We start from the raw sequence: 20,985 nt of genomic DNA, 5'->3' as shown, positions 1-20,985 counted from the left end.
GTTCAGTTCCCCCCCTGGTCGAGCGCCACGCGCCCCGCCTCGATCGTGATTTTGCGCTCGCACTGGGCCGCGATGCCACGGTCGTGCGTGACCAGCACGAGGGTGGTGCCCAGTTCACGGTTGAGGTCGAACATCAGCCGCATCACCTGCTCGCCGGTGGCGAAATCGAGGCTGCCGGTGGGCTCGTCGGCCAGCAGCAGGGCCGGCTGGACCACGAAGGCCCGCGCCAGCGCCACCCGCTGCTGCTCGCCGCCCGACAGCACCTTGGGATAGTGGCCCAGGCGCTGGCCGAGGCCGACGCGGCCGAGCATCTCGGTGGCGGCCTTGCGGGCATCCTTGCGATCGGCCAGTTCAAGGGGCAACATCACGTTCTCGAGCGCGCTCAGGTTGCCGAGCAGCTGGAAACTCTGGAACACGAAGCCGACCTTCTGCGCCCGCAGGGCCGCACGCTCGTCCTCGTCGATCGCGAACAGGTCCTCGCCCCCGAGCTTCACGGTACCGCGGGTGGGCGTGTCGAGGCCGGCGACGATCGACAGCAGCGTGCTCTTGCCCGAGCCCGAGGCGCCGACGATCGCAGCGGTCTCCCTGGCGCCCAGGGTGAAGTCGATGTCCTGCAGAATATCCAGCGTTCCGGTGGAGTCGGTCACGGACTTGAAGACATGCTGGACGGCGACGATGGCGTCGGCTCGGCCATCGGATCGGATTGAGGACATTGAAAGGTTTTGCGTGGTGAATCGACGTCACTTTATCTTGAGCGCCGCGCTGGTCGCGAATGCAGGGTCATGGCCGGCCGCCGGCGCGCAGGCGGCAGCGGGCAAGGCGCCCCTGATCCTGGTGGTCGGCGACTCGCTGTCGGCCGAGTACGGCCTCAAGCGCGGCGAAGGCTGGGTGCCGCTGCTCGACAAGCGGCTGGCCGAACAAAAGATCGCCGCCACGGTGGTCAACGCGAGCATCAGCGGCGACACCAGCGCGGGCGGCCGGGCCCGGCTGCCCAACCTGCTGGCGCAGCACCAGCCGACGCACGTGGTGCTCGAACTCGGCGCCAACGACGCCCTGCGCGGCCTGCCGCTGGCCGGCACCGAGGACAACCTGCTGCAGATGACCAAGGCCGCACAGGCCATGGGCGCCCAGGTGCTGCTGGTCGGCATCCAGGTGCCGCCGAACTACGGCAGCGACTACACGCGCCGCTTCGAGGCCATCTTCTCGAAGGTGGCGGCGGCGACCAAGGCACCCGTGGTTCCCTTCCTGCTGAAGGGCATCGCCGACGGGCCCGATGCGGCGGTGCTGTTCCAGGCCGACCGCATCCACCCGACCGCGGCCGCCCAGCCGCGCATGCTCGACAACGTCTGGCCGGCCTTGCGCAAGATGCTGCCGAAATAGCCAGCCGCCGGCCGGCTTCGGTTCATGCAAGCAAAAAGCCGCCGCGGCGCTGAGCCGCGGCGGCTTTTTCATTCGAGGTGGAGGTCCGGAACGGCTCAGCCGTTCTTGGTCGGCAGTTCGGGCACCGTCGGCGGATCGCGTTCCAGCGAAGCGACATCGGTCTCCGGATCGCCGGGTGCCAGGCCGTCGCTGCTGGGCATGAGCTTGCGGTTGGCCTTTTCCCTCAGCTTGTCTTCCTTCTTTTTCTTCTTTGCCAGTTCTTTCTGGCGCTTTTCATAGCCGTAATTTGGTGTTGCCACTGCTTCTCCTTCACGAGACAGTCACGGTGACTGCACATGGCTTGACTGTACGCGATATCGCGGCGCTCTCAGAGTGCCGCCAGCGCCTGTTCCAGGTCGGCGCGCAGGTCGTCCACGTCTTCCAGGCCGATCGAGAAACGCACCAGCGTGCCCTTGTGCGGCCAGCGGGCCACCGCGGCGTCGCGCATCAGGCCGATGTCGTAGGGCACCACCAGGCTGATCGGCCCACCCCACGAATAGCCGAGCCGGAACAAGGCCAGGCGGTCGCAGAAGCGGTCGACCTGCTCGGTGCCGTAGCGGGCGTCGAAGACCACCGAGAACAGACCCGCCGCCAGGTCGCTGGCGCCGCAGAGCCGCAGCCAGTGCGCGTGGCCCGGCGAGCCCTCGAGCGCCGGATGCAGCACCTGGGCAATTTCGACCCGGCCTTCGAGCCAGCGGGCGAGTTCGCGGGCACCGCGGTCATGCGCCTGGTAGCGCAGCGCCAGGCTGGGCAGCGAGCGCAGCACGGTTTCGACGTCGCCCACGCCGATGCCGAAGCCCATGCGCATGTGGGTCAGCTTGAGCGCGCGGTGCAGCCGCTCGTCGCGCGTGACCACGCTGCCCATCAGCACGTCGCCGCCCCCGCTCGGGTACTTGGTCAGCGCATGGACCGAGATGTCGACCCCCTGCCCCGTGCCGTTGAAATCGAAGGGCGCGAAGGCCAGGCCGGCGCCCCAGGTGTTGTCCAGCGCCGTGATCACGCCGCGCTCGCGGCAGGCACCGACCAGCGCCGGCAGGTCCGGGAACTCCATCGTCACGGAGCCGGCCGCCTCCACCCAGACCAGCTTGGTGCGGTCCGACAGCTTGGCCGCGAGGTCGGCGGGGTTCATGGCGTCGTAGAGCCGGTGGCTGATGCCGAAATTGGCCAGCTCGCCGTTCGCCAGCGCCTTGTTCGGACCGTAGGCGTTGTCCGGAATCAGCACCTCGTCGCCAGCCTTCAGGAGCGCGAACGAGACCAGCGAGATCGCCGCCAGCCCGCTGGGCACCAGCAGGCACTCGGCGCCGCCCTCCAGCGTGGCGAGCCGCTCCTCGAGCGTGAAGGTGGTCGGCGTGCCGTGCAGGCCGTAGGTGTAGCCGACCTTGGTCCGCCAGTCGCGCGCGCGCATCGCGGCGACGTCGGCGAAGAACACGGTCGAAGCCTTGTAGACGCCCGGCTGGGGCGCCGCGAAATGGGCCGGCGGGCTATAGGGATGGTGGATCAGGTCGGTGATGGGCTTTCGCATCCCTCCATGCTAGTCGACCGGATCGCCGCCAGTGCGCACAATGGCCGGCATGCTGCTCACGCGCATTCCCCCGCCTTCGCTGCGGTTCGTCGTCCGCTCGATGTGGGCGGCCGAGCCCGGCCCTGCGGGCGCGCTCCCGCACCCGGCGCCTCGGCGCGAACACGTGCTGCCGACCGGTGACATGCACCTCGTGTTCAGGTTGTCGGACACCCCGCTGCGGCTCTTCGCCGACCCGGACGACAGCACCGGCTGGACGGTGGGCCATGCCATGGTCGGCGGCGCCCGTTCGGCGTTCTATGCCCGGGAGGTTGCGGCGCCCACCGCGTCGGTGGGCGCGCAGCTGCGCCCCGGCGCCGCCTGGGCGCTGTTCGGCATGCCCGCCTCGGCCCTGGCCGAACGGCACACGCCACTCGACGCACTCTGGGGCGGGGCCGCCGGCGACGCGCTCGACCTGCTGCAAGGCCTGCGCATGCCTTCGGCCCGGCTGGACGCGCTCGAGGCCCTGCTCGTCCGGCGACTGGCGCAACGCCCGCTTGCGCTGCACCCGGCGGTCGCGCGGGGCCTGCGCGGCATTGCCGACGGCACGCCGGTTCGCGACCTGGTGCGCGCCAGCGGCTACAGCCACCGGCATTTCGCCTCCCTCTTCAAGGAGGCGGCCGGGCTCGCGCCCAAGCGCCTGCAGCGCGTGCTGCGCTTCCAGCGGCTGCTGGCCACGGCACCGGGGATCGTGCCCTGGGTGGAGCTTGCCCTGGCGCTGGGCTACAGCGACCAGTCCCACTGCATCCGGGAGTTCGGCGACATCGCCGGCATGAGCCCGGAGGCCTACCGCCGGGCGGCGCCGAGCGCACCGAACCACGTCTGCGTCGACAGGTCAACTTCGTCCAAGACGTCCCGCCCGGGCGGGATCAGAATCGCGCCCACACCGCTTCATCGAGGACCCCCGCATGACCGTCCATGAACTGTTCCCCTATCTCTGCGTGAAGGACACGGCCGCCGCGATCGCCTTCTACGGCGAGGTCTTCGGCGCCACCGAGAAGTTCCGGCTGACCGAGCCCGGCGGCCGCATCGGCCACGCCGAACTCGATTTCGGCGGCACCACCGTGATGCTGTGCGACGAATTCCCTGAGTACGGCATCCGCAGCGCCACCACGCTGGGCGCCACCCCCGTCACGCTGCACCTGCACGTCGACGACGCGGATGCGCTGGTCGCGCGCGCCCTGAAGGCCGGCGCGACGCTGGAAATGCCGCTGGAAGATCATTTCTACGGCGAACGCTCGGGCACCTTCCGCTGTCCGTTCGGACACCGGTGGAATGTCGGGCACGCCATCGAGGCCGTGGCGCCCGAAGAAATGCAGAAGCGCTACACCGAAGAACTCAAGTGAGGCCGCGAGGCCTCACCGGGTCAGACCGACCACTTCTCCAGCAGTTTCCCGACGCCGAGCGAGTCGTAGCCTTCGAAAGGCTGGTGGATCCAGGGGTTGGTCTGCAGGAACTCGACCGAGTAGTCGGGCGTGAAGGTCGACAGTGCCTTGGTCCAGAGCACCGCGCTGCGCAGCTCCGTGATCGGCTTGTAGTTGCTCTTGAGCTGCTCCACCACGGCATGCAGCGTGTGGCCCGAATCCGCCAGGTCGTCGACCAGCAGCACCTTGCCGGCGATCTCGCCCTTGGGCGTGGTGATGAAGCGCGCGATGTCCAGGTGGCCCTGCACCGTGCCGGCATCGGCGCGGTACGAGCTGGTCGACATGATCGCCAGCGGCTTGTCGAAGATCCGCGACAGCACGTCGCCGGGCCGCAAGCCACCGCGCGCCAGGCACAGGATGGTGTCGAACTGCCAGCCCGACTGGTGCACCTTGATCGCGAGCTTCTCGATCAGGTTGTGGTACTCGTCGTAGCTCACGTAGAGGTGCTTGCCGTCTTCGGTCAACATGGTCATGGTGTTCCTGCGGGTGGTTGCGTTCAGTCGGCCAGGTAGGGATGGCGCATCATGATCGTGTGATCGCGGTCGGGGCTGGTCGACACCATGTGGATCGGCACGCCCGTGACCTGCTCGATGCGCTGCAGATAGAGCCGCGCGTTGATCGGCAGCTTGTCGTACTGGGTCACGCCCACGGTGCTGTCACTCCAGCCCTCGAGCGTCTCGTAGACCGGCGTGCAGCGCTCGATCTCGTCGGCGCCCATCGGCAGGATGTCGGTGTACTCGCCGTCGAGCTCGTAGCCGGTGCACAGCTTGAGTTCTTCGAGGCCGTCGAGCACGTCGAGCTTGGTGATGCACAGGCCGGAGAGGCCGTTGACCTGGGCCGAGCGCTTCAGCAGCGCGGCATCGAACCAGCCGCAGCGGCGGCTGCGCCCGGTGGTCACGCCCTTCTCGGCGCCGACGTTGCTCAGGTGCCAGCCGACGGTGCCGGGCTTCTCCCAGTCGAGCTCGGTCGGGAACGGGCCGCCGCCGACGCGGGTGCAGTAGGCCTTCGTGATGCCGAGCACGTAGTGAAGCATGCCCGGGCCGACACCCGAGCCCGCGGCCGCGTTGCCGGCCACGCAGTTGCTCGAGGTGACGTAGGGATAGGTGCCGTGGTCGACGTCGAGCAGCGTGCCCTGGGCGCCTTCGAACAGCAGGTTGGCGCCGGCCCGGTTCGCATCGTTGAGCTCGCGCGAGACGTCGGCCATCATCGGCTTGAGCAGTTCGGCGTGGCGCATCGCCTCGTCGTAGACGGTGTCGAAATCGATCGCCGGCGCGCTCAGCACCTGGGTCAGCACATGGTTGTGCAGGTCGAGCAGCACGCGCAGCTTGGTGGCGAAGCGCTCGGGATGCTTCAGGTCCTGCACCCGCAGCGCGCGGCGAGCGATCTTGTCCTCGTAGGCCGGGCCGATGCCGCGGCCGGTGGTGCCGATCTTCTCGATGCCGCCCTTCTCGCGATAGGCCTCGCGGGCGATGTCGAGCGCCGCATGGAACGGCAGGATCAGCGGGCAGGCCTCGCTGATGCGCAGCCGCGAACGCACTTCGACGCCGGCCTTTTCGAGCCCTTCGATCTCCTCGAACAGCTTGGCCGCCGAGAGCACCACGCCGTTGCCGATGTAGCACTTGACGCCGGGCCGCATGATGCCGCTCGGGATCAGGTGCAGCGCCGTCTTGACGCCGTTGATGACCAGCGTGTGGCCGGCATTGTGGCCGCCCTGGAAGCGCACCACGCCCTGCGCGCTTTCGGTCAGCCAGTCGACCAGTTTGCCCTTGCCCTCGTCGCCCCATTGGGTGCCGACGACGACCACGTTTCTTCCGGTGGTAACGCTCATGGTGTCTCGCTTCTCAAGATTTCAGATGGCTTGCACGCGCCATTGGCCGTCCTGCAGGACAAGCTCGCGGTCGCAATGGAATTCGTCGATTTCGCTGTCGTGGCCGGGCATCACGCAGACCACGGTCTCGCCCTCGCCGCGCAGTGCGGCGATGGCCCTGTTGAGGGGCTCGGCGTCGCTCCAGGGGGCGCGGATCGCGGCCCGCAGCGGCCGCGCGGGCAGCACCGCAACCAGCTCGCGCAGGTCGAGGCTGAAGCCGACCGCCGGACGGTTGCGGCCGAACACCGCACCCACCTCGTCGTAGCGGCCGCCGCGCACCAGCGAGTCGCTGGCGCCGTCGGCGTAGATGCCGAAGCGCATGCCGCTGTAGTAGGCATAGCCGCGCAGGTCGGCCAGGTCGAAGCTCACGCGCGCACCCTCGAGGCGGGCAGCGAGCTGCTTCAGGTCGGAGAGCGCGGCGCGGATCCCGACGTTTTCCGGCAACACGCGGGCCGCTTCGTCGAGCACCGCGGCATCGCCGTAGAGCTCGACCAGGGCCAGCAGGCCGTCGCGCGACGGGGCCGGGAAGCCGGCCGTGAGTTCGCGCAGGGTGCTCGCATCCTTGGCCGCAAGCGCCGCATGCACACGCGCGATCGCAGCGGCATCGACCGGCACGCCGGCGAACAGGGAGCGCACGATGCGGGCGTCCGCCAGGTCGACGATCACCGGCGCCTGGGCGCGCCCGGTGACGCCGGCCGCCCGCAGGCAGTCGAGCGCCAGTCGCAGGATCTCGGTGTCGGCCTCGAGCCCGGCGTGGCCGTAGATCTCGGCCCCGAACTGCAGCGGCTCGCGCGTGGCATGGGGGCGGTCGGGCCGGGTGTGGACCACCGGGCCGCAGTAGCACAGCCGCGCCACGCCGGCCCGGTTCAGCAGGTGGGCGTCGATGCGGGCAACCTGCGGCGTGGTGTCGGCGCGCAGGCCCATGCTGCGGCCCGACAGCTGGTCGACCAGCTTGAAGGTCTGCAGGTCGAGCGCCTCGCCGGTACCGGACAGGAGGGATTCAAGATGCTCCAGCAGCGGCGGCATCACCAGCTCGTAGCCATAGCCACGGGCGGTGTCGAGCAGCTGGCGTCGAAGTTCTTCGATGTGGCGCGCCTCGGAAGGCAGCACATCGGCAATGTGATCCGGAAGGACCCAGGCGGACATGGAGATCGGGGGCCGTGGTTAAACCGGGATTCTACCGGGACTGTGGCAGGCCGCCGCCGGGCCGCCCCGAGGCGGCCTGGGCCCCCTCGGGGGGCGGCGCCCCACACGCAGTGGGGAAGCGTGGGGGCGACTTCAGGCCGCCGCCGGGCCGCCCCAAGGCGGCCTGGGCCCCCTCGGGGGGCAGCGCCCCACACGCAGTGGGGAAGCGTGGGGGCGACATCACCCCAGGAGCCAGAGCAGGAACAGTCCTAGAACAATGCTGCACAGCCCGAAGAAGCGCAGCTGGCCGTCGCGCAGCTGCATGAGCTGGTTGAAGCCGCGCCGCCAACTGCCGGGCGACAGGAAAGGCAGCAGGCCCTCGATCACCAGGACCAGGGCCAGCGCGCTCCAGAAGGTGTCGCTGTCCACGCGGCGAAGCCGGTCGTCAGCGACGCGGCGCGTTGCCGGTCGAGCCCGAGCCCTGCATGGCCCGGAAGAACTCCGACGAGGGGTCGAGCACCAGGACGTCGCTCTTCTTGTTGAAGCTCTGCTTGTAGGCGTCCAGGCTGCGATAGAACTGCGCGAACTGCGGATCGCGGCCGAAGGCCTCGGCATAGATGCCAGCGGCGCGGCCGTCGCCCTCGCCCTTGATCTTCTGGGCGTCGCGGTAGGCGTTGGCAACGATCACCTCGCGCTGGCGGTCGGCGTCGGCGCGGATCTTCTCGCCCTCGGCGAAGCCGGTGGAGCGCAGTTCGTTGGCGACTCGCTTGCGCTCGGCCTCCATGCGGCGATAGACCGACTCGGTAATGGCCTCGACATAATCGACCCGCGTGATGCGGACGTCGACGATGTCCACGCCCCACGGCTTGTTGGCGCCCTTCACGACCGCCAGCACTTCACGCTGGACGTCGGCCATCAGCGCATCGCGGCGGGTCGAGATCAGGTCGCGCACGGTGCGCTTGTTGATGTTTTCCTGGAAGGCGTTGCGCACCACCCGGTTGAGCTGCACCGCGCCGGCGTTCTCGTCGAGGCCGACGTTGCGGATGTACTCCGACGGGTTGGTGATGCGCCAGCGCACGTACCAGTCGATCACCACGCGCTGCTTCTCGGCCGTGAGCATCGGCTCGGGGTCGAGGCTGGACAAGGTCAGCAGCCGCTTGTCGATATAGGACACGTTCTGGAAGGGCGGCGGCAGCTTGAAATTGAGGCCGGGCTCGGTGATCACTTCCTTGATCTGGCCGAGCGCGTAGACCACGCCGAACTGGCGCTGGTCGACCACGAAGAGCGTGGAACTCAGCAGCGCGAGCGCCACCAGGACCGACGAGACGATGAATCCGATTCTGTTCATAGCTTTCTGGTCCTCAGCGCACGTCGCGGTCGCGTGAACGGCCATCGCGGGCCCGGGCATCGCCGGCGGACGGAGCCACCGGAATCACTGAGGATTGCGGCGCGGCGGTGCCGGCGACGTTGGGGCTCGCGGCATCCGACGGCGTGCCGGCGGCACTGGCGCCGGTCTGCTGCATCAGCTTGTCGAGCGGCAGGTAGAGCAGGTTCGAGTTCTGCTTGGAGTCGATCAGGATCTTGCTGGTGCTGCTGTAGATCTGCTGCATGGCGTCGACGTACATGCGGTCGCGCGTCACTTGCGGCGCCTTCTGGTATTCGGACAGCACCGAGCTGAAGCGCTGGGCATCGCCCTGCGCCTGGGCCACGATCCGCGCCTTGTAGGCCTCGGACTCTTCCTTCAGGCGGGAGCCGGTACCGGTCGCGCGGGGCACGACGTCGTTGGCATAGGCCTGGGCCTCGTTCTTGGCGCGCTCGCGCTCCTGGCCGGCCTTGAGCACGTCGTCGAAGGCCGCCTGCACCTGCTCGGGCGGCCGCACGCCGCCCTGCTGCAGGTTGATCGCCACGATCTCGACGCCGAGGTTGTAGCGGTCGAGGATGGTCTGCATCAGGTTGCGCACGCGCGGCGCGATCTGGTCGCGCTCGTCGGCCAGCGCGGCGTCCATGCGCATCTTGCCGACCACTTCGCGCACCGCGGTCTCGGCCACCTGCACCACGGTGTCGGAAGGCGCCTTGCTCTCGAACAGGAAGGCGCGCGCATCGTTCAGACGGTACTGCACCGCGAACTTGATCTCGACGATGTTCTCGTCCTCGGTCAGCATGGCCGACTCGCGCAGACCGGTCGAGCGCACGATGGTGTCGCGGCCGACATCGACAGAGCGGATCTGCGAAGTGACCACGATCTCGTGGCGCTGGATCGGGTACGGCAGCCGCCAGTTGAAGCCGGCGCCCACGGTCGCCTTGTAGCGCCCGAACTGGGTGATCACGGCTTGCTGGCCTTCGTTGACGATGAAGAAGCCGGTGCCGAGCCAGATCAGGACGGCGACCACGGCGATCAGGCCGAGGCCGAAGCCCGCGTTCTTCATGTCGGGCCGCATGCCGCCGCCGTTGCCGTTACCGCCCGGCGGCCGGTCGCCGCCGCGCCCGCCGCCGAACAGGCCACCGAGCTTGCGGTTGAAGTCGCGCCAGAGTTCGTCGAGGTCGGGCGGTCCCTGGTTCGGACCCTGGCCCCGCGGACGGTTGTTGTTGTTGCCGGGAGGCGGCGACGGCGGCTCGCCTTCGGGCCGGTTGGCAGTCGGGCGGTCGCCGCTGGACGAGGAGTCGTCACCCCGGCCCCAGCGGCCGTCGTTCAGATTGAACATCGCCGGAAACCGTCTCCACACTGGCTTTGAATTCATTCGAGTCTGTTCTTTGGTCAGTGAAGTGGGATTGTGCACAATCTCAATCGGTGGCCTCATGCAATTCGGCCCCGCCCTCTAAGGGCATGTCTTCGGGCACCGAGTGCGATCTCAGCGCCAGTTCGGCCCGCAGCGCCGGCAGGCCCTCACCGGTATGGGCGCTCAGGAAAATGCGGGTCACCAGCAGGCCGTCGACTTCGATCTCGTCCTCGAGATGCAGGGGCCGCTGCGCGCTTTCAAGGGCATCCAGCTTGTTGAACACCAGCAACTGCGGCACGACGTCGGCACCGATCTCCTTGAGCACCGCCTGGACCTCGGCCATCTGCTCGGGGTGGTGCGGATTCGAGGCATCCACCACGTGCAGCAGCAGGTCGGCATCGACCGCCTCCTGCAGCGTCGCCTTGAAGGCGTCGATCAGTCCGTGCGGCAGGTCGCGGATGAAGCCCACGGTGTCGGAGATCGAGACCTTGCGGCGAGCATCGCCGAGGTAGAGCTGCCGGGTGGTGGTGTCCAGGGTGGCGAACAGTTGGTCGGCCGCATAGGCGCGGGCCTTGACCAGCGCATTGAACAGCGAGGACTTGCCGGCGTTGGTATAGCCCACCAGCGAGATGTTGAAAGTGTCGCGCCGCTCGCGCTGACGGCGCTGCGTGCCGCGCTGGCGCTGCACCTTGATCAGGCGCTCGCGGGTGCGCTTGATCGACTCGCCGATCATCCGGCGGTCGAGTTCGATCTGCTTTTCGCCTGGGCCGCCGCGCACGCCGGCACCGCCGGTCTGGCGCTCCAGGTGGGACCAGCGGCGCACCAGCCGCGTGCTCAGGTACTGGAGGCGCGCGAGTTCGACCTGCAGCTTGCCTTCGTGCGAACGGGCGCGCTGGGCGAAGATCTCGAGGATCAGGAAAGTGCGGTCGTAGACAGCGATGCCGAGTTGGCGTTCGAGGTTGCGCTGCTGCGCCGGGCTCAGCGACTGGTCGAAGACCACTTCGCTGGCACGATGGAGTTCGGCCAGTTCGCGGATTTCGTCGGCCTTGCCGCTGCCGACGAACAGCGCGGCATCGGGGGCCTTGCGCTTGCACACGAGGCGGGCGACAGGCTGCAGGCCTGCGGTCTGCGCGAGCAGGCCGAGTTCCTCGAGTTCGCCGTCGAAATGGGGCAGCCCGAAATCCACGCCGACCAGAACGACGGCGCCTTCTATCCGGGGAATCAGTTCAGACAAGCGGATTCAGATATGAAAAAAGCGCGGCGGACGAACCGCCGCGCCTCGCGCCGATCAGGCGGCGGTGTCGTCGTTCTCGGCTGCCGAGAAGTTGACGGCCCGACCCGGCACGATGGTGGAGATGGCGTGCTTGTAGACCATCTGGGTCACCGTATTGCGAAGCAACACGACGTACTGGTCGAACGACTCTATCTGGCCTTGCAGCTTGATGCCGTTGACCAAGTAGATCGAAACCGGCACGTGCTCGCGACGCAAGGTGTTCAGGAAGGGGTCTTGAAGAAGCTGCCCTTTATTGCTCACGATATTCTCCGTGTTCAAGAGTTGTTGTTGGACCGGTCACCTTAACACAGCGATTCCGCGCCGCAGCATCCAAGCCCCAATGGCCTTCTAAAAATAACGGCACCGAACGCTGGAACTTCCGCACTCGACGCCCCTCATCGGTGCTCAATGGCGGCCAAGTCACCCGGCGACGGGCTCAATCGTCCTTGTCGGCGTACGGATTGCTGGAGGTCTTGAGCTGGATCCGCAGCGGCGTCCCGACCAGGTCGAATTCCTTGCGGAATCGCCCTTCCAGAAAGCGCTTGTAAGCCTCCGTGACGTGCTCCAGCGAATTGCCGTGGATGATGATGATCGGCGGGTTCATCCCACCTTGGTGCGCATAGCGCATCTTCGGGCGGAACATGCCCGAACGCTTCGGCGCCTGGAATTGCACCGCCTCGAGCAGCAGGCGGGTCAGCACCGGCGTCGACATCTTGCGGGTGGCCGACTTGTGGGCTTGCACGATCGACTGCCACACCGGCCCCAGGCCCTGGCGCTTGATGGCCGAGATGAAATGCAGCGAGGCGAACTTGAGGAACGGTAGCCGGGTCTCGATCTGACGCTGGATCTGCTCGCGCTGGTAGCTGTCGACCGCGTCCCACTTGTTGATCGCGATCACCACCGCCCGGCCGCTCTCGAGGATGTAGCCGGCGATGTGGGCGTCCTGGTCGGTCACGCCCTGGGTGGCGTCGAGCAGCAGCAGCACCACGTTGGCCGATTCGATCGCCTGCAGCGTCTTGACCACCGAGAATTTCTCGATTGCCTCGAACACCTTGCCCTTGCGGCGCAACCCGGCCGTATCGATCAGCTCGAAACGCTGGCCATTGCGCTCGAAGGGCACCGAGATCGCATCGCGCGTCGTCCCCGGGAGGTCGAAGGCGACCAGCCGCTCCTCGCCCAGCCAGGTGTTGATCAGGGTCGACTTGCCGACATTCGGGCGGCCCGCGACGGCCAGCTTGATCGGCTTGTTGGGATCTTCCTCGCCCTCTTCCTCGGGCTCCGGCAACGCCAGCGGTTCGAGCGCGAGCTCGACCAGGTCGCGGATGCCCTGGCCATGGGCCGCCGAGATGCCATGCACCTCGCCGAAGCCGAGTTCGTAGAAATCGACCAGCTTGGTGCCGTCGTGCATGCCCTCGGCCTTGTTGGCCACCAGCACGCAGGGCTTGCCGAGCCGGCGCAGTTCGTTGGCGATGTCGTGGTCCTGTGCCGACAGCCCTTCCCGCGCGTCGACCACGAAGATCACGACGTCGGCCTCGGCCACGGCCTGGCGGGTCTGCTTGGCCATCTCCTTAAAGATGCCGCTGCCCGCATCGGGCTCGAAGCCGCCGGTGTCGATGACGATGAATTCGTGCTTGCCCAGGCGGCCGTTGCCGTAGTGGCGGTCGCGCGTGAGGCCCGCGAAGTCGGCGACGATGGCGTCACGCGTCTGCGTCAGGCGGTTGAACAGGGTCGACTTCCCGACGTTGGGACGCCCGACCAGCGCGATGACCGGCTTCATGGAAGGCGTCCTTTCACTTGATTACTCGGGCCGATAGCCGAACACGCCGCCATTGCGGGTGACGACCACGACCGTGTTGCCGGCCAGGACCGGTGTCGCTGCGATGGCCGAGCCATCGGGATTGAGCCGGTTCAGCGGCTTGCCGTCGTCGCGCGACAGCACATGCACCAGACCGGTGGTGTCGCCGACGATCACCGAGCGTCCGACCGCGAGCGGCGCGGTCAGGAGGCGGTACTTGAGCAGGTCGGCCTGCTGCCAGGCCCGTTCGCCGTCGCTGCGGCGCCAGGCCACCACCGCGCCGCTGTCCTCGGAACCGAAGATGTAGCGGTCGTCGCCGCCGATGCCGTCGGCACCGACGGCCGGCTTGGTCCACAGCAAGGCGCCGCGCGCGGTATCGACGCAGCCGACGCTGGCGAAATAGGCCCGCGCGCACACCATGTCGCCCTGCCGGCTCACGGTGCCGGTCAGGTCGACCAGGCGCTCGACGTCGTTGGTGCCGCGCGGCGCGGCGATCGGCGACTCCCAGCGCGACGAGCCGTTGGCCGGGTTGATGCCCACCAGCCGGCCGCCGACGCCGGCGACCAGGGTGTCGCCCACCGCCAGCAGCACGCCGGGCTTCTTCAGCACCAGGTTCTCGGCGGTGCGCTGCTGCGACCAGAGGCGGCGGCCGCTCTGGCCGTCCCACGCGCTGGTGGTGCGGTCCGCGGCCTGGACGAAGATGCGGCGGCCGGCCACCAGCGGCGGCGTGTAGGCCTGGGCCGTGAGCCGCTCCTTCCAGAGCACCTTGCCGGCCTCCAGGGCCACCAGTTCGCTGTTGGCCGTGACCACCGCCACCAGGCGGCCGTCGCTGCCGACCCCGGCAGCCAGCGGCGCGCCGACGTTCGCGCGCCAGACTTCGGTGCCGGCGCGGGCGTCGATCACCACCACGGTGCCGTCGGCGCTGGCGACCGCGATCTGGTCGCCGTTGACCACCGTCGCCAGCGGGAACTCGACCTTCGGGATCTTGAGGGTCCAGGCCTGCTTGATCCCCATCAGCCCCACGTTGGGCGGCAGTTCGGCGGGCTTCGGCCGCGACGTGCCGGAACAAGCCGCCAGCGTTGCGATCAATGCGGCGGCCGCCCCGATGCGCAGGGCGGGCCCCCAAGTCAGGTAACGCTTCAAATTCATGGTGTGGTCTTGGCTGGGGATGCGGCGCTGCCGGCCGCCGGAGCCAGGCTCTTGGGGTCGACGCCGACAGCGTTGAGCTTGATCTCGACCAGGCGGCGGTAGTCGGCGCCCGGTTCGAAGGCGGCCAGAGCTTTGAGGTACTCGGCCTTGGCCTCCTCGCGCTTGCCCTGGCTGAGGTAGATGTCGCCCTTGCGATCGGCCGCCAGGGCCTCGAATTCCTTCGGCATCTCGCCGGCGAGCGCCTTCAGGGCCTCGTCGTACTGCTTGGCCTCGAGCAGCTCGCCCGCCAGCCGCAGCTTGGCGACCGCCTGGTAGCCCGGATCGACCGCGTGCTCGGAGACCCATGCCAGCGCCGCACGCGACGCTTCGGTGTTGCCCTTGTCGTTGAGCGTCCGCGCCGCCAGCAGGCCGGCCTGCTGGGCGTAGGCGGTGCCCGCGAACTTGTCCTTCATGTCGGCCAGCGCGCGCTCGATGCGGGCGATGTCGCCCGCCTGCGCGCTGCGCTCGATCTCGTCATAGAGGGCGGAAGCCTGCGCCGCCTTGTTGCGCTGGAAGTACTGCCAGCCGTTCCAGGCGACGAAGGCGCCGGCCGCAAGCAGCACGACCCAGGTGATCAGGGTGCCGTAGGTGTTCCAGAAATGCTTGAGCTGGTCGAGCTGTTCCTGTTCTTCGAGATCGAGATGGGTGGCCATGCGCTATGAATGTTGGGGAGCCGAGGATTGTAGGGTGGCGGCCCAGGCGGCCAGGTCGGTGAGCGCCCGGGTGGTCTGGGCCCCGCTGCCGTCGCGCAGCGACTTGACCGTGACCTCGCCACGGGCGAGCTCGTCGGCGCCGAAGACCAGCGCATGCGCCGCACCGCTGGCGTCGGCCTTCTTGAACTGCGACTTGAAGCTGCCGAGGCCGTCGGCCGTGGCCGCGTGCATCTGGGCCCGCAGGCCGGCATCGCGCAGCTGCTGCAGGGTGCGCAGCGCCACCGGCATGGCGGCGGCGTCGGGCACCACCGCGTAGACGTCGGGGACCGGCAGCGGGATCGGCGTGCCCTGCTCTTTCACCAGTTCGAGCACCCGTTCGACGCCCAGTGCCCAGCCGACCGCCGGCGCGGGCTTGCCGCCGATCTGCACGATCAGGTCGTCGTAGCGGCCGCCGGCGCAGACCGTGCCCTGCGAGCCGAGGCGGTCGGTCACGAACTCGAAGACGCTGAGGTTGTAGTAGTCCAGCCCGCGCACCAGGCGCGGGTTGATGGTGTAGCCGATGCCGTTGGCGTCGAGGATCGCGCGCAGGCCGTTGAAGTGCGCGAGCGAGGCCTCGCCCAGGAAGTCCATGAGCCTGGGCGCCGACTCGACGACCTCCTTCATGGCCGGGTTCTTGGTGTCCAGGATGCGCAGCGGATTGCTGTGCAGGCGGCGCTTGCCGTCTTCGTCGAGCTTGTCGGCGTGCTGTTCGAAATGGGCGATCAGCCGCGTGCGGTGCAGCGCCCGCTCGGCCGGCTGGCCCAGGCTGTTGAGCTCGAGCCGCACGTCGGTGAGGCCCAGGGCCTTCCAGAGCGCGCTGGCGAGCAGGATCAGTTCGGCATCGACGTCCGGGCCAGCGAAGCCCAGGGCCTCGGCACCGATCTGGTGGAACTGGCGGTAGCGTCCGCGCTGCGGACGCTCGTGGCGGAACATCGGGCCCATGTACCAGAGCCGCTTGCCGCCGTCGTACAGCAGCGAATGCTCGGTCACGGCGCGCACCACGCTGGCGGTGTTCTCGGGACGCAAGGTGAGCGCCTCGCCGTTGAGCTTGTCTTCGAAGGAGTACATCTCCTTCTCGACGATGTCGGTGACTTCGCCGATGCCGCGCACGAACAAGGCCGTCTGTTCGAGGATGGGCGTGCGGATGTTGCGGTACGCGTAGCGGCCCATCAGGTCGCGCACGATGGCTTCGAGCCATTCCCAGCGCGCCGAATCGGGCGGCAATATGTCGTTCATGCCTTTGACGGCACTGATTTTTTCAGCCATGGATGGAGCTCAGGCGACCTCGGAAGCGATGCCGCTGCCGAATCGTTTTTGGATGTAGGTTTCGACCAGCTGGTGGAACTCGTTGGCGATGTTGTCGCCGCGCAGCGTGAGCGCCTTCTGGCCATCGATGAAGACCGGCGCCGCCGGCGCCTCGCCGGTGCCGGGCAGGCTGATGCCGATGTCGGCGTGCTTGCTTTCGCCCGGCCCGTTGACGATGCAGCCCATGACGGCCACCTTCATGGTCTCGACACCCGGGTACTTGTTGCGCCAGACCGGCATCTGCATGCGCAGGTAGTCGTCGATCTGCTTGGCCAGTTCCTGGAAGGTGGTGCTGGTCGTGCGCCCGCATCCCGGGCAGGCCGTGACGCTGGGGACAAACACGCGCAGGCCCAGCGCCTGCAGGATCTCATTGGCGATCAGCACCTCCTGGGTGCGCGATTCGCCGGGCTGGGGGGTCAGCGAGACGCGGATCGTGTCGCCGATGCCTTCCTGAAGCAGGATCGACAGGGCGGTGGCCGAAGCCACCGTGCCCTTGGTGCCCATGCCGGCCTCGGTGAGGCCCAGGTGCAGCGTGTAGTCGCAGCGCCGGGCGAGCTCGCGGTAGACCGATATGAGGTCCTGCACGCCGCTCACCTTGCAGCTCAGGATGATCTGGTTGCCGGCCATGCCCATCGACTCGGCGAGCTTCGCGGAATCGATGGCCGAGGTGACCAGCGCCTCGTACATGACCGACTTGGCGTCCCAGGGTTCGGCCCGGGCGCTGTTGGTGTCCATCACGCTGGCCAGCAGTTCCTGGTCGAGGCTGCCCCAGTTGACGCCGATGCGCACCGGCTTGTTCCAGCGCATCGCGGCGTCGATCATCTGGCCGAACTGGCGGTCCTTCTTGTCGCCCTTGCCCACGTTGCCCGGATTGATGCGGTATTTGCTGAGCGCCTCGGCACACGCCGGATAGTCGGTCAGCAGGCGGTGGCCGTTGTAGTGGAAATCGCCGATCAGCGGCACGTCGATGCCCATGCGGTCGAGCTGCTCGCGGATGTAGGGCACCTGCGCGGCGGCCTCGGGCGTGTTGACCGTGATGCGGACCATCTCGGAGCCGGCGATCGCCAGCTCCTTGACCTGGATCGCGGTGCCGATGGCGTCGACGGTGTCGGTGTTGGTCATCGACTGCACGCGCACCGGCGCATCGCCGCCGACGGTCACGGTGCGCGGCCCCCAGACCACGCTGGCCTGGCGCGAGCGGCGCGGCCGGGGCGCGGCGGGTTCGATCGGCAGGCAGCCGAAGGGGTTCTGGGCATCGGTCATGTCGGGCTCGATCAGGGTTTGACTTCGAAGCGTGCCACGCCGCCGGAACGCGCGAGCGGCGTAAGGTCAAAGGGCTTGCCGCGCACACGCACGTCGACCGCCGACGCCCGGCCGATCACGACCGACAGCGGGAGCGCGCCGGTCAGCCCGACGGTTTCACCCGCCTTGACCGTGCGGCGGATCAATTGCTTGCCGCCCGCCTCGGTCACGGTGATCCAGGATTCGTCGCGGGCGACGAAGACGATCAGGTCGTTGCTCACGGCAGCGGCCGGCGGCTCGGCCACCGCGTGCGCTTCGACCGGCGCGGTGTCGGCCGGCGGCGGCAGGACCGGAGGTGCGCTCGGCGCCGTCGGCTCCACGGCCGCCGCTGCCGGCGTGCCGCTGGCGGTCGTCGTGTCGCTGTGCGAGCCCAGGCCCGCGAACACCGCGCCGACCCGGTCGAAGGCCGACTGCGGCAGCCAGAACAGCACGGCGGCGCCGAGCAGCAGCAGCACGACCACGACCAGCAGCGCCCGCGACGGCAGGCCGCTGGCGCCGGAACCCGAGCGCGGCGCCGCCGATTTCAGGCTCTTGCTGATGGTGCGGTCGGCATCCGCCAATCCGGGCCGCTGCGCACCGGGCAGCTTCGCCAGCACCGGCTGCGGATCGATCCGCAGCGCCCGGCAGACACTGGCCGCGAGCGCGCGCGCGAAAACGGCGTCGGGCAGCGCCTCGATGTTGTCGCCCTCGAGCGCGGCCAGCTTCTGCGGCGACACCTTGAGCGCCGCGGCGACCATGTCGATGTGCAGGCCGTGCGCCTCCCGCGCCTCGCGCAGCATGTCGCCGGCCGACTTGTTCGTGCTGTCGCCACCGACCAGGGGCACCGCGGCCGAAGCCCCGAATTCGCTCGCTCGCTCAATCATTGAAATTTCCGCGCTCGTACGCGATCGCCTCCCGCGACTGTGGGAAGCGCCGTTGCAATTGGTCCGCCAACCGCGAGACCGCTTCGCGGTTGGCGAGTTGACGTTCGATCTTGATGCCGAGCCAAAGCGACTCGGCGCTGGCCGACGGGCTGTTGTTGACGCGGCGGATGTAGAACTGGGCCCGCTGCCAGTCGTTGCGCTGGGCCAGGATCGAGGCCAGGTTGTAGCCGATCACCGGATTGCCGGCATCGATCTCGTAGGCCTGCATCAGGCTGCGTTCGGCTTCGGGCTTCAGACCGGCCTTGAGCTGGCAGACGCCCTGCGTCATCAGCGTCTTGGCCCGGTCGGTGTAGGTGGCGATGGCGAGCGCGGCCGAGAACTGCTGCTGCGCATCGGCAAAGCGGTTCTGTTGGCACAGCAGCCAGCCGTAGTTGTGCAGCACATTGGGCTCGCGCGGGTCGAGCGCGATGGCACGGCGGAAGCTGTCTTCGGCCTGGGCCGGGTCGTCGAGCCGCATGTAGACCAGGCCGCGCAGGTTGTAGGCGTCCGGGAAGCTCGGATCCGCCGCCAGGGCCTGCTTGATCTCGTCGAGCGCCACCGTGGTCTGCCCGGCCTGGAAGTAGCCGACTGCGAGCTCGGTCCGCAGCTTGGCGCGCTTGCGGCCATTGGTTTCGTCGGAGTCCGTCACGATGGCCGCGTCCCTGCCGGGGGAAGTCTGCACCACGCCATTCCGGGTGTTGACGCAGCCTGCCAGCAGATAGGCTGCAGCGACGCCACAGGACACCTGCAGCAGCAGCGTGCGTGCATTCGGAAACGCCTTGCTCATCGGATCATTGCTCCTCGGCATTGGGGGTGGCGGCCTGGCGAGAGGCCGGGTGCAGGATCACGGTGCGCCGCTGCGCCATCCGTTCGGCCGCATGGGTGCGGTCTTTCACGTCGCCGGCGAGCTGTCCGCAGGCGGCATCGATGTCGTCGCCGCGCGTCTTGCGCACCGTGGTCACGATGCCCGCTTCGCTCAGCACCTTGGCGAAGGCCAGGACCCGGGGCTGCGGCGAGCGCAGCAGGCCCGAGGCCGGGAATGGGTTGAAGGGAATCAGGTTGAACTTGCAGGACACGCCGGACGAACGCACGAGTTCCAGCAGCTGGCGCGCATGCTCGGGCTGGTCGTTGACGCCGTCGAGCATGCAGTATTCGAAGGTGATGAAGTCGCGCGGGGCATGCGCGAGGTAGCGCTTGCAGGCCTCGAGCAGTTCGACGATGGGGTATTTGCGGTTGAGCGGCACGAGGTCGTCGCGCAGCGCATCGTTGGGCGCGTGCAGCGACACCGCGAGCGCCACCGGGCAGTCGCCGCCGAGCCGGTCGATCATCGGCACCACGCCCGAAGTCGACACCGTCACGCGGCGCCGCGACAGGCCATAGGCGTTGTCGTCGAGCATTGTGCGCAGCGCCGGCACCAGCGCCGCATAGTTCTGCAGCGGCTCGCCCATGCCCATCATCACGACGTTGGAGATCACGCGCTCGGCGCGGCCCAGGTGCTTGCGCAGGAAATGCTCGGCGAACCACAGCTGGGCCGTGATTTCGCCGGTGGTGAGATTGCGGCTGAAGCCCTGGTGCCCGGTCGAACAGAAGCGGCAGCCGACGGCGCAGCCGGCCTGCGACGACACGCACAGCGTGCCGCGGTCGTCCTCGGGAATGAACACGGCCTCGACCGCATTGCCGTCGCCGACGTCGAACAGCCACTTGATGGTGCCGTCGGCGGATTCGTGCTGCGTGATGACCGGCAGCGCCTCGACCCGGGCCGTGGTCGCGAGCTTCTCGCGCAGCGACTTGGCGAGGTCGGTCATTTGCGCGAAATCGCTGGCACCCCGCTGGTGGATCCAGCGGAACAGCTGCGTCGCGCGGAAACGCTTCTCCCCCAGCCGTTCGCAGAACGCGGCCAATCCCTCCAGATCGAAGTCGAGCAGGTTGGCCGTGGTCATTGCGTCAGGCGGGCTCGCCCTCAGCGGGCGTAGACGTTGAGGCCGGCGAAGAAGAAGGCGATCTCGACCTGGGCCGTTTCGGGCGCGTCGGAACCGTGCACCGCGTTGGCATCGATGCTGTCGGCGAAGTCGGCGCGGATGGTGCCGGGAGCGGCCTTCTTGGGGTCGGTGGCGCCCATCAGGTCGCGGTTCTTGGCGATCGCGTTCTCGCCTTCGAGCGCCTGCACGAACACCGGACCGGAGATCATGAACTCGACCAGGTCCTTGAAGAAGGGACGCTCCTTGTGGACTGCGTAGAACTGCTCGGCTTCGCTGCGCGACAGGTGGATCAGCTTGGCTGCCACGATCTTGAGGCCGGCGGCCTCGAAGCGGGAGACGATCTTGCCGATGACGTTCTTGGCGACGGCGTCGGGCTTGATGATGGAGAGGGTGCGTTCGATGGCCATGGAAGTGCTTTCTTGAGAGCTTGAATCTGAAT

Annotated in this window: 23 protein-coding genes; 3 read left to right on the top strand and 20 right to left on the bottom strand. The window is 68.3% G+C overall.

The features are described from left to right. Positions 1-2 precede the first annotated feature (2 nt). Positions 3-713 carry an ABC transporter ATP-binding protein gene (locus QZH52_RS13435; RefSeq protein WP_301809615.1) on the bottom strand — a complete coding sequence of 237 codons (711 nt, stop codon included), beginning with the start codon at positions 711-713 and terminating at the stop codon, positions 3-5. Between QZH52_RS13435 and QZH52_RS13430 the strand changes: the two genes are divergently transcribed. Further along, positions 676-1,380, top strand: coding sequence for an arylesterase (locus tag QZH52_RS13430; RefSeq protein ID WP_301809612.1), 705 nt, complete (start codon positions 676-678; stop codon positions 1,378-1,380). The two genes, QZH52_RS13435 and QZH52_RS13430, sit on opposite strands and share 38 nt — an antisense overlap. A 95-nt stretch (positions 1,381-1,475) precedes the next feature. On the opposite strand, the gene QZH52_RS13425 is transcribed toward QZH52_RS13430, so the two are convergent. Both QZH52_RS13425 and QZH52_RS13420 read right to left on the bottom strand, forming a co-directional pair. Further along, a complete protein-coding gene (locus QZH52_RS13425) occupies positions 1,476-1,679 on the bottom strand; it encodes a hypothetical protein (RefSeq protein ID WP_286507677.1) in 204 nt (67 codons plus the stop codon). 68 nt (positions 1,680-1,747) lie between these two features. Then, positions 1,748-2,941, bottom strand: a complete 1,194-nt coding sequence (locus QZH52_RS13420; protein WP_301809608.1) for a PLP-dependent transferase — start codon at positions 2,939-2,941, stop codon at positions 1,748-1,750. A gap of 40 nt (positions 2,942-2,981) precedes the next feature. On the opposite strand from QZH52_RS13420, the gene QZH52_RS13415 reads away from it, so the two are divergent. Both QZH52_RS13415 and QZH52_RS13410 read left to right on the top strand, forming a co-directional pair. Next, positions 2,982-3,899: a helix-turn-helix domain-containing protein gene (locus tag QZH52_RS13415; RefSeq protein ID WP_301809964.1), complete on the top strand. Its 918-nt coding sequence runs from the start codon at positions 2,982-2,984 to the stop codon at positions 3,897-3,899. Further along, positions 3,886-4,323, top strand: coding sequence for a VOC family protein (locus QZH52_RS13410; protein ID WP_286533025.1), 438 nt, complete (start codon positions 3,886-3,888; stop codon positions 4,321-4,323). Before QZH52_RS13415 ends, QZH52_RS13410 begins: the two co-directional genes overlap by 14 nt. Before the next feature lie 20 nt (positions 4,324-4,343). Here the strand turns inward: QZH52_RS13410 and QZH52_RS13405 are convergent, their stop codons facing one another. The 17 genes from QZH52_RS13405 to ndk all read right to left on the bottom strand — a co-directional run bounded on the left by QZH52_RS13405 (position 4,344) and on the right by ndk (position 20,953). Beyond that, positions 4,344-4,868, bottom strand: coding sequence for a phosphoribosyltransferase (locus QZH52_RS13405; RefSeq protein ID WP_286524856.1), 525 nt, complete (start codon positions 4,866-4,868; stop codon positions 4,344-4,346). Positions 4,869-4,897: 29 nt separating this feature from the next. Then, positions 4,898-6,229 carry an adenylosuccinate synthase gene (locus QZH52_RS13400; RefSeq protein ID WP_301809605.1) on the bottom strand — a complete coding sequence of 444 codons (1,332 nt, stop codon included), beginning with the start codon at positions 6,227-6,229 and terminating at the stop codon, positions 4,898-4,900. A 21-nt stretch (positions 6,230-6,250) separates the two neighbouring features. Next, the gene (locus QZH52_RS13395; protein WP_301809602.1) at positions 6,251-7,414 is read right to left on the bottom strand and encodes an ATP phosphoribosyltransferase regulatory subunit; all 1,164 of its coding nucleotides are present in this window, start codon (positions 7,412-7,414) and stop codon (positions 6,251-6,253) included. Positions 7,415-7,633: 219 nt separating this feature from the next. Then, positions 7,634-7,822, bottom strand: coding sequence for a DUF2065 domain-containing protein (locus tag QZH52_RS13390; protein ID WP_301809600.1), 189 nt, complete (start codon positions 7,820-7,822; stop codon positions 7,634-7,636). A gap of 16 nt (positions 7,823-7,838) precedes the next feature. Continuing rightward, on the bottom strand, positions 7,839-8,741 hold the full coding sequence (hflC, locus tag QZH52_RS13385; RefSeq protein ID WP_286524093.1) for a protease modulator HflC: 903 nt from the start codon (positions 8,739-8,741) through the stop codon (positions 7,839-7,841). Positions 8,742-8,754: 13 nt separating this feature from the next. Beyond that, positions 8,755-10,095, bottom strand: coding sequence for an FtsH protease activity modulator HflK (gene hflK, locus QZH52_RS13380; protein ID WP_301809598.1), 1,341 nt, complete (start codon positions 10,093-10,095; stop codon positions 8,755-8,757). Between the two features lie 79 nt (positions 10,096-10,174). Next, on the bottom strand, positions 10,175-11,344 hold the full coding sequence (gene hflX / locus QZH52_RS13375; protein ID WP_301809596.1) for a GTPase HflX: 1,170 nt from the start codon (positions 11,342-11,344) through the stop codon (positions 10,175-10,177). 54 nt (positions 11,345-11,398) lie between these two features. After that, positions 11,399-11,644, bottom strand: a complete 246-nt coding sequence (gene hfq, locus QZH52_RS13370; RefSeq protein ID WP_093123058.1) for an RNA chaperone Hfq — start codon at positions 11,642-11,644, stop codon at positions 11,399-11,401. 175 nt (positions 11,645-11,819) lie between these two features. Then, complete coding sequence (gene der / locus QZH52_RS13365; RefSeq protein ID WP_286507662.1) at positions 11,820-13,160, bottom strand: ribosome biogenesis GTPase Der; 1,341 nt, start codon at positions 13,158-13,160, stop codon at positions 11,820-11,822. Positions 13,161-13,181: 21 nt separating this feature from the next. Then, positions 13,182-14,327, bottom strand: coding sequence for an outer membrane protein assembly factor BamB (bamB, locus tag QZH52_RS13360; RefSeq protein ID WP_301809586.1), 1,146 nt, complete (start codon positions 14,325-14,327; stop codon positions 13,182-13,184). Further along, a complete protein-coding gene (locus tag QZH52_RS13355; RefSeq protein WP_301809582.1) occupies positions 14,324-15,019 on the bottom strand; it encodes a YfgM family protein in 696 nt (231 codons plus the stop codon). The genes bamB and QZH52_RS13355 overlap by 4 nt, the downstream gene beginning before the upstream one ends. A 3-nt stretch (positions 15,020-15,022) precedes the next feature. Further along, the gene (gene hisS / locus QZH52_RS13350) at positions 15,023-16,324 is read right to left on the bottom strand and encodes a histidine--tRNA ligase (RefSeq protein WP_301809579.1); all 1,302 of its coding nucleotides are present in this window, start codon (positions 16,322-16,324) and stop codon (positions 15,023-15,025) included. A 9-nt stretch (positions 16,325-16,333) separates the two neighbouring features. Then, entirely contained in the window at positions 16,334-17,626 is a 1,293-nt protein-coding gene (gene ispG, locus QZH52_RS13345; RefSeq protein ID WP_301809576.1) for a flavodoxin-dependent (E)-4-hydroxy-3-methylbut-2-enyl-diphosphate synthase, read from the bottom strand. 11 nt (positions 17,627-17,637) lie between these two features. Next, on the bottom strand, positions 17,638-18,528 hold the full coding sequence (locus QZH52_RS13340) for a helix-turn-helix domain-containing protein (RefSeq protein ID WP_301809573.1): 891 nt from the start codon (positions 18,526-18,528) through the stop codon (positions 17,638-17,640). Beyond that, a complete protein-coding gene (gene pilW, locus QZH52_RS13335; protein ID WP_301809572.1) occupies positions 18,521-19,354 on the bottom strand; it encodes a type IV pilus biogenesis/stability protein PilW in 834 nt (277 codons plus the stop codon). The genes QZH52_RS13340 and pilW overlap by 8 nt, the downstream gene beginning before the upstream one ends. Before the next feature lie 4 nt (positions 19,355-19,358). After that, the gene (gene rlmN, locus QZH52_RS13330) at positions 19,359-20,507 is read right to left on the bottom strand and encodes a dual-specificity RNA methyltransferase RlmN (RefSeq protein ID WP_301809570.1); all 1,149 of its coding nucleotides are present in this window, start codon (positions 20,505-20,507) and stop codon (positions 19,359-19,361) included. Positions 20,508-20,527: 20 nt separating this feature from the next. After that, positions 20,528-20,953 carry a nucleoside-diphosphate kinase gene (ndk, locus tag QZH52_RS13325; protein ID WP_286507649.1) on the bottom strand — a complete coding sequence of 142 codons (426 nt, stop codon included), beginning with the start codon at positions 20,951-20,953 and terminating at the stop codon, positions 20,528-20,530. Between the last annotated feature and the right edge of the window lie 32 nt (positions 20,954-20,985).

The organism is Variovorax ginsengisoli (assembly GCF_030486595.1).
Classification (GTDB): Bacteria; Pseudomonadota; Gammaproteobacteria; order Burkholderiales; family Burkholderiaceae_C; genus Variovorax; species Variovorax ginsengisoli_B.
This window is presented reverse-complemented; position numbering and strand designations above follow the sequence as displayed.

What these genes read in the sequence shown, in the direction of transcription:
- ndk (WP_286507649.1), bottom strand. Translation starts at nt 20,953, where the DNA reads ATGGCCATCGAACGCACCCTCTCCATCATCAAGCCCGACGCCGTCGCC.
- QZH52_RS13430 (WP_301809612.1), top strand. Translation starts at nt 676, where the DNA reads ATGGCGTCGGCTCGGCCATCGGATCGGATTGAGGACATTGAAAGGTTT.
- QZH52_RS13415 (WP_301809964.1), top strand. Translation starts at nt 2,982, where the DNA reads ATGGCCGGCATGCTGCTCACGCGCATTCCCCCGCCTTCGCTGCGGTTC.
- bamB (WP_301809586.1), bottom strand. Translation starts at nt 14,327, where the DNA reads ATGAATTTGAAGCGTTACCTGACTTGGGGGCCCGCCCTGCGCATCGGG.
- QZH52_RS13405 (WP_286524856.1), bottom strand. Translation starts at nt 4,868, where the DNA reads ATGTTGACCGAAGACGGCAAGCACCTCTACGTGAGCTACGACGAGTAC.
- ispG (WP_301809576.1), bottom strand. Translation starts at nt 17,626, where the DNA reads ATGACCGATGCCCAGAACCCCTTCGGCTGCCTGCCGATCGAACCCGCC.
- QZH52_RS13435 (WP_301809615.1), bottom strand. Translation starts at nt 713, where the DNA reads ATGTCCTCAATCCGATCCGATGGCCGAGCCGACGCCATCGTCGCCGTC.
- pilW (WP_301809572.1), bottom strand. Translation starts at nt 19,354, where the DNA reads ATGAGCAAGGCGTTTCCGAATGCACGCACGCTGCTGCTGCAGGTGTCC.
- hisS (WP_301809579.1), bottom strand. Translation starts at nt 16,324, where the DNA reads ATGGCTGAAAAAATCAGTGCCGTCAAAGGCATGAACGACATATTGCCG.
- QZH52_RS13355 (WP_301809582.1), bottom strand. Translation starts at nt 15,019, where the DNA reads ATGGCCACCCATCTCGATCTCGAAGAACAGGAACAGCTCGACCAGCTC.
- der (WP_286507662.1), bottom strand. Translation starts at nt 13,160, where the DNA reads ATGAAGCCGGTCATCGCGCTGGTCGGGCGTCCCAACGTCGGGAAGTCG.
- QZH52_RS13400 (WP_301809605.1), bottom strand. Translation starts at nt 6,229, where the DNA reads ATGAGCGTTACCACCGGAAGAAACGTGGTCGTCGTCGGCACCCAATGG.
- QZH52_RS13395 (WP_301809602.1), bottom strand. Translation starts at nt 7,414, where the DNA reads ATGTCCGCCTGGGTCCTTCCGGATCACATTGCCGATGTGCTGCCTTCC.
- QZH52_RS13340 (WP_301809573.1), bottom strand. Translation starts at nt 18,528, where the DNA reads ATGATTGAGCGAGCGAGCGAATTCGGGGCTTCGGCCGCGGTGCCCCTG.
- hflC (WP_286524093.1), bottom strand. Translation starts at nt 8,741, where the DNA reads ATGAACAGAATCGGATTCATCGTCTCGTCGGTCCTGGTGGCGCTCGCG.
- hflK (WP_301809598.1), bottom strand. Translation starts at nt 10,095, where the DNA reads ATGTTCAATCTGAACGACGGCCGCTGGGGCCGGGGTGACGACTCCTCG.
- QZH52_RS13420 (WP_301809608.1), bottom strand. Translation starts at nt 2,941, where the DNA reads ATGCGAAAGCCCATCACCGACCTGATCCACCATCCCTATAGCCCGCCG.
- rlmN (WP_301809570.1), bottom strand. Translation starts at nt 20,507, where the DNA reads ATGACCACGGCCAACCTGCTCGACTTCGATCTGGAGGGATTGGCCGCG.
- QZH52_RS13410 (WP_286533025.1), top strand. Translation starts at nt 3,886, where the DNA reads ATGACCGTCCATGAACTGTTCCCCTATCTCTGCGTGAAGGACACGGCC.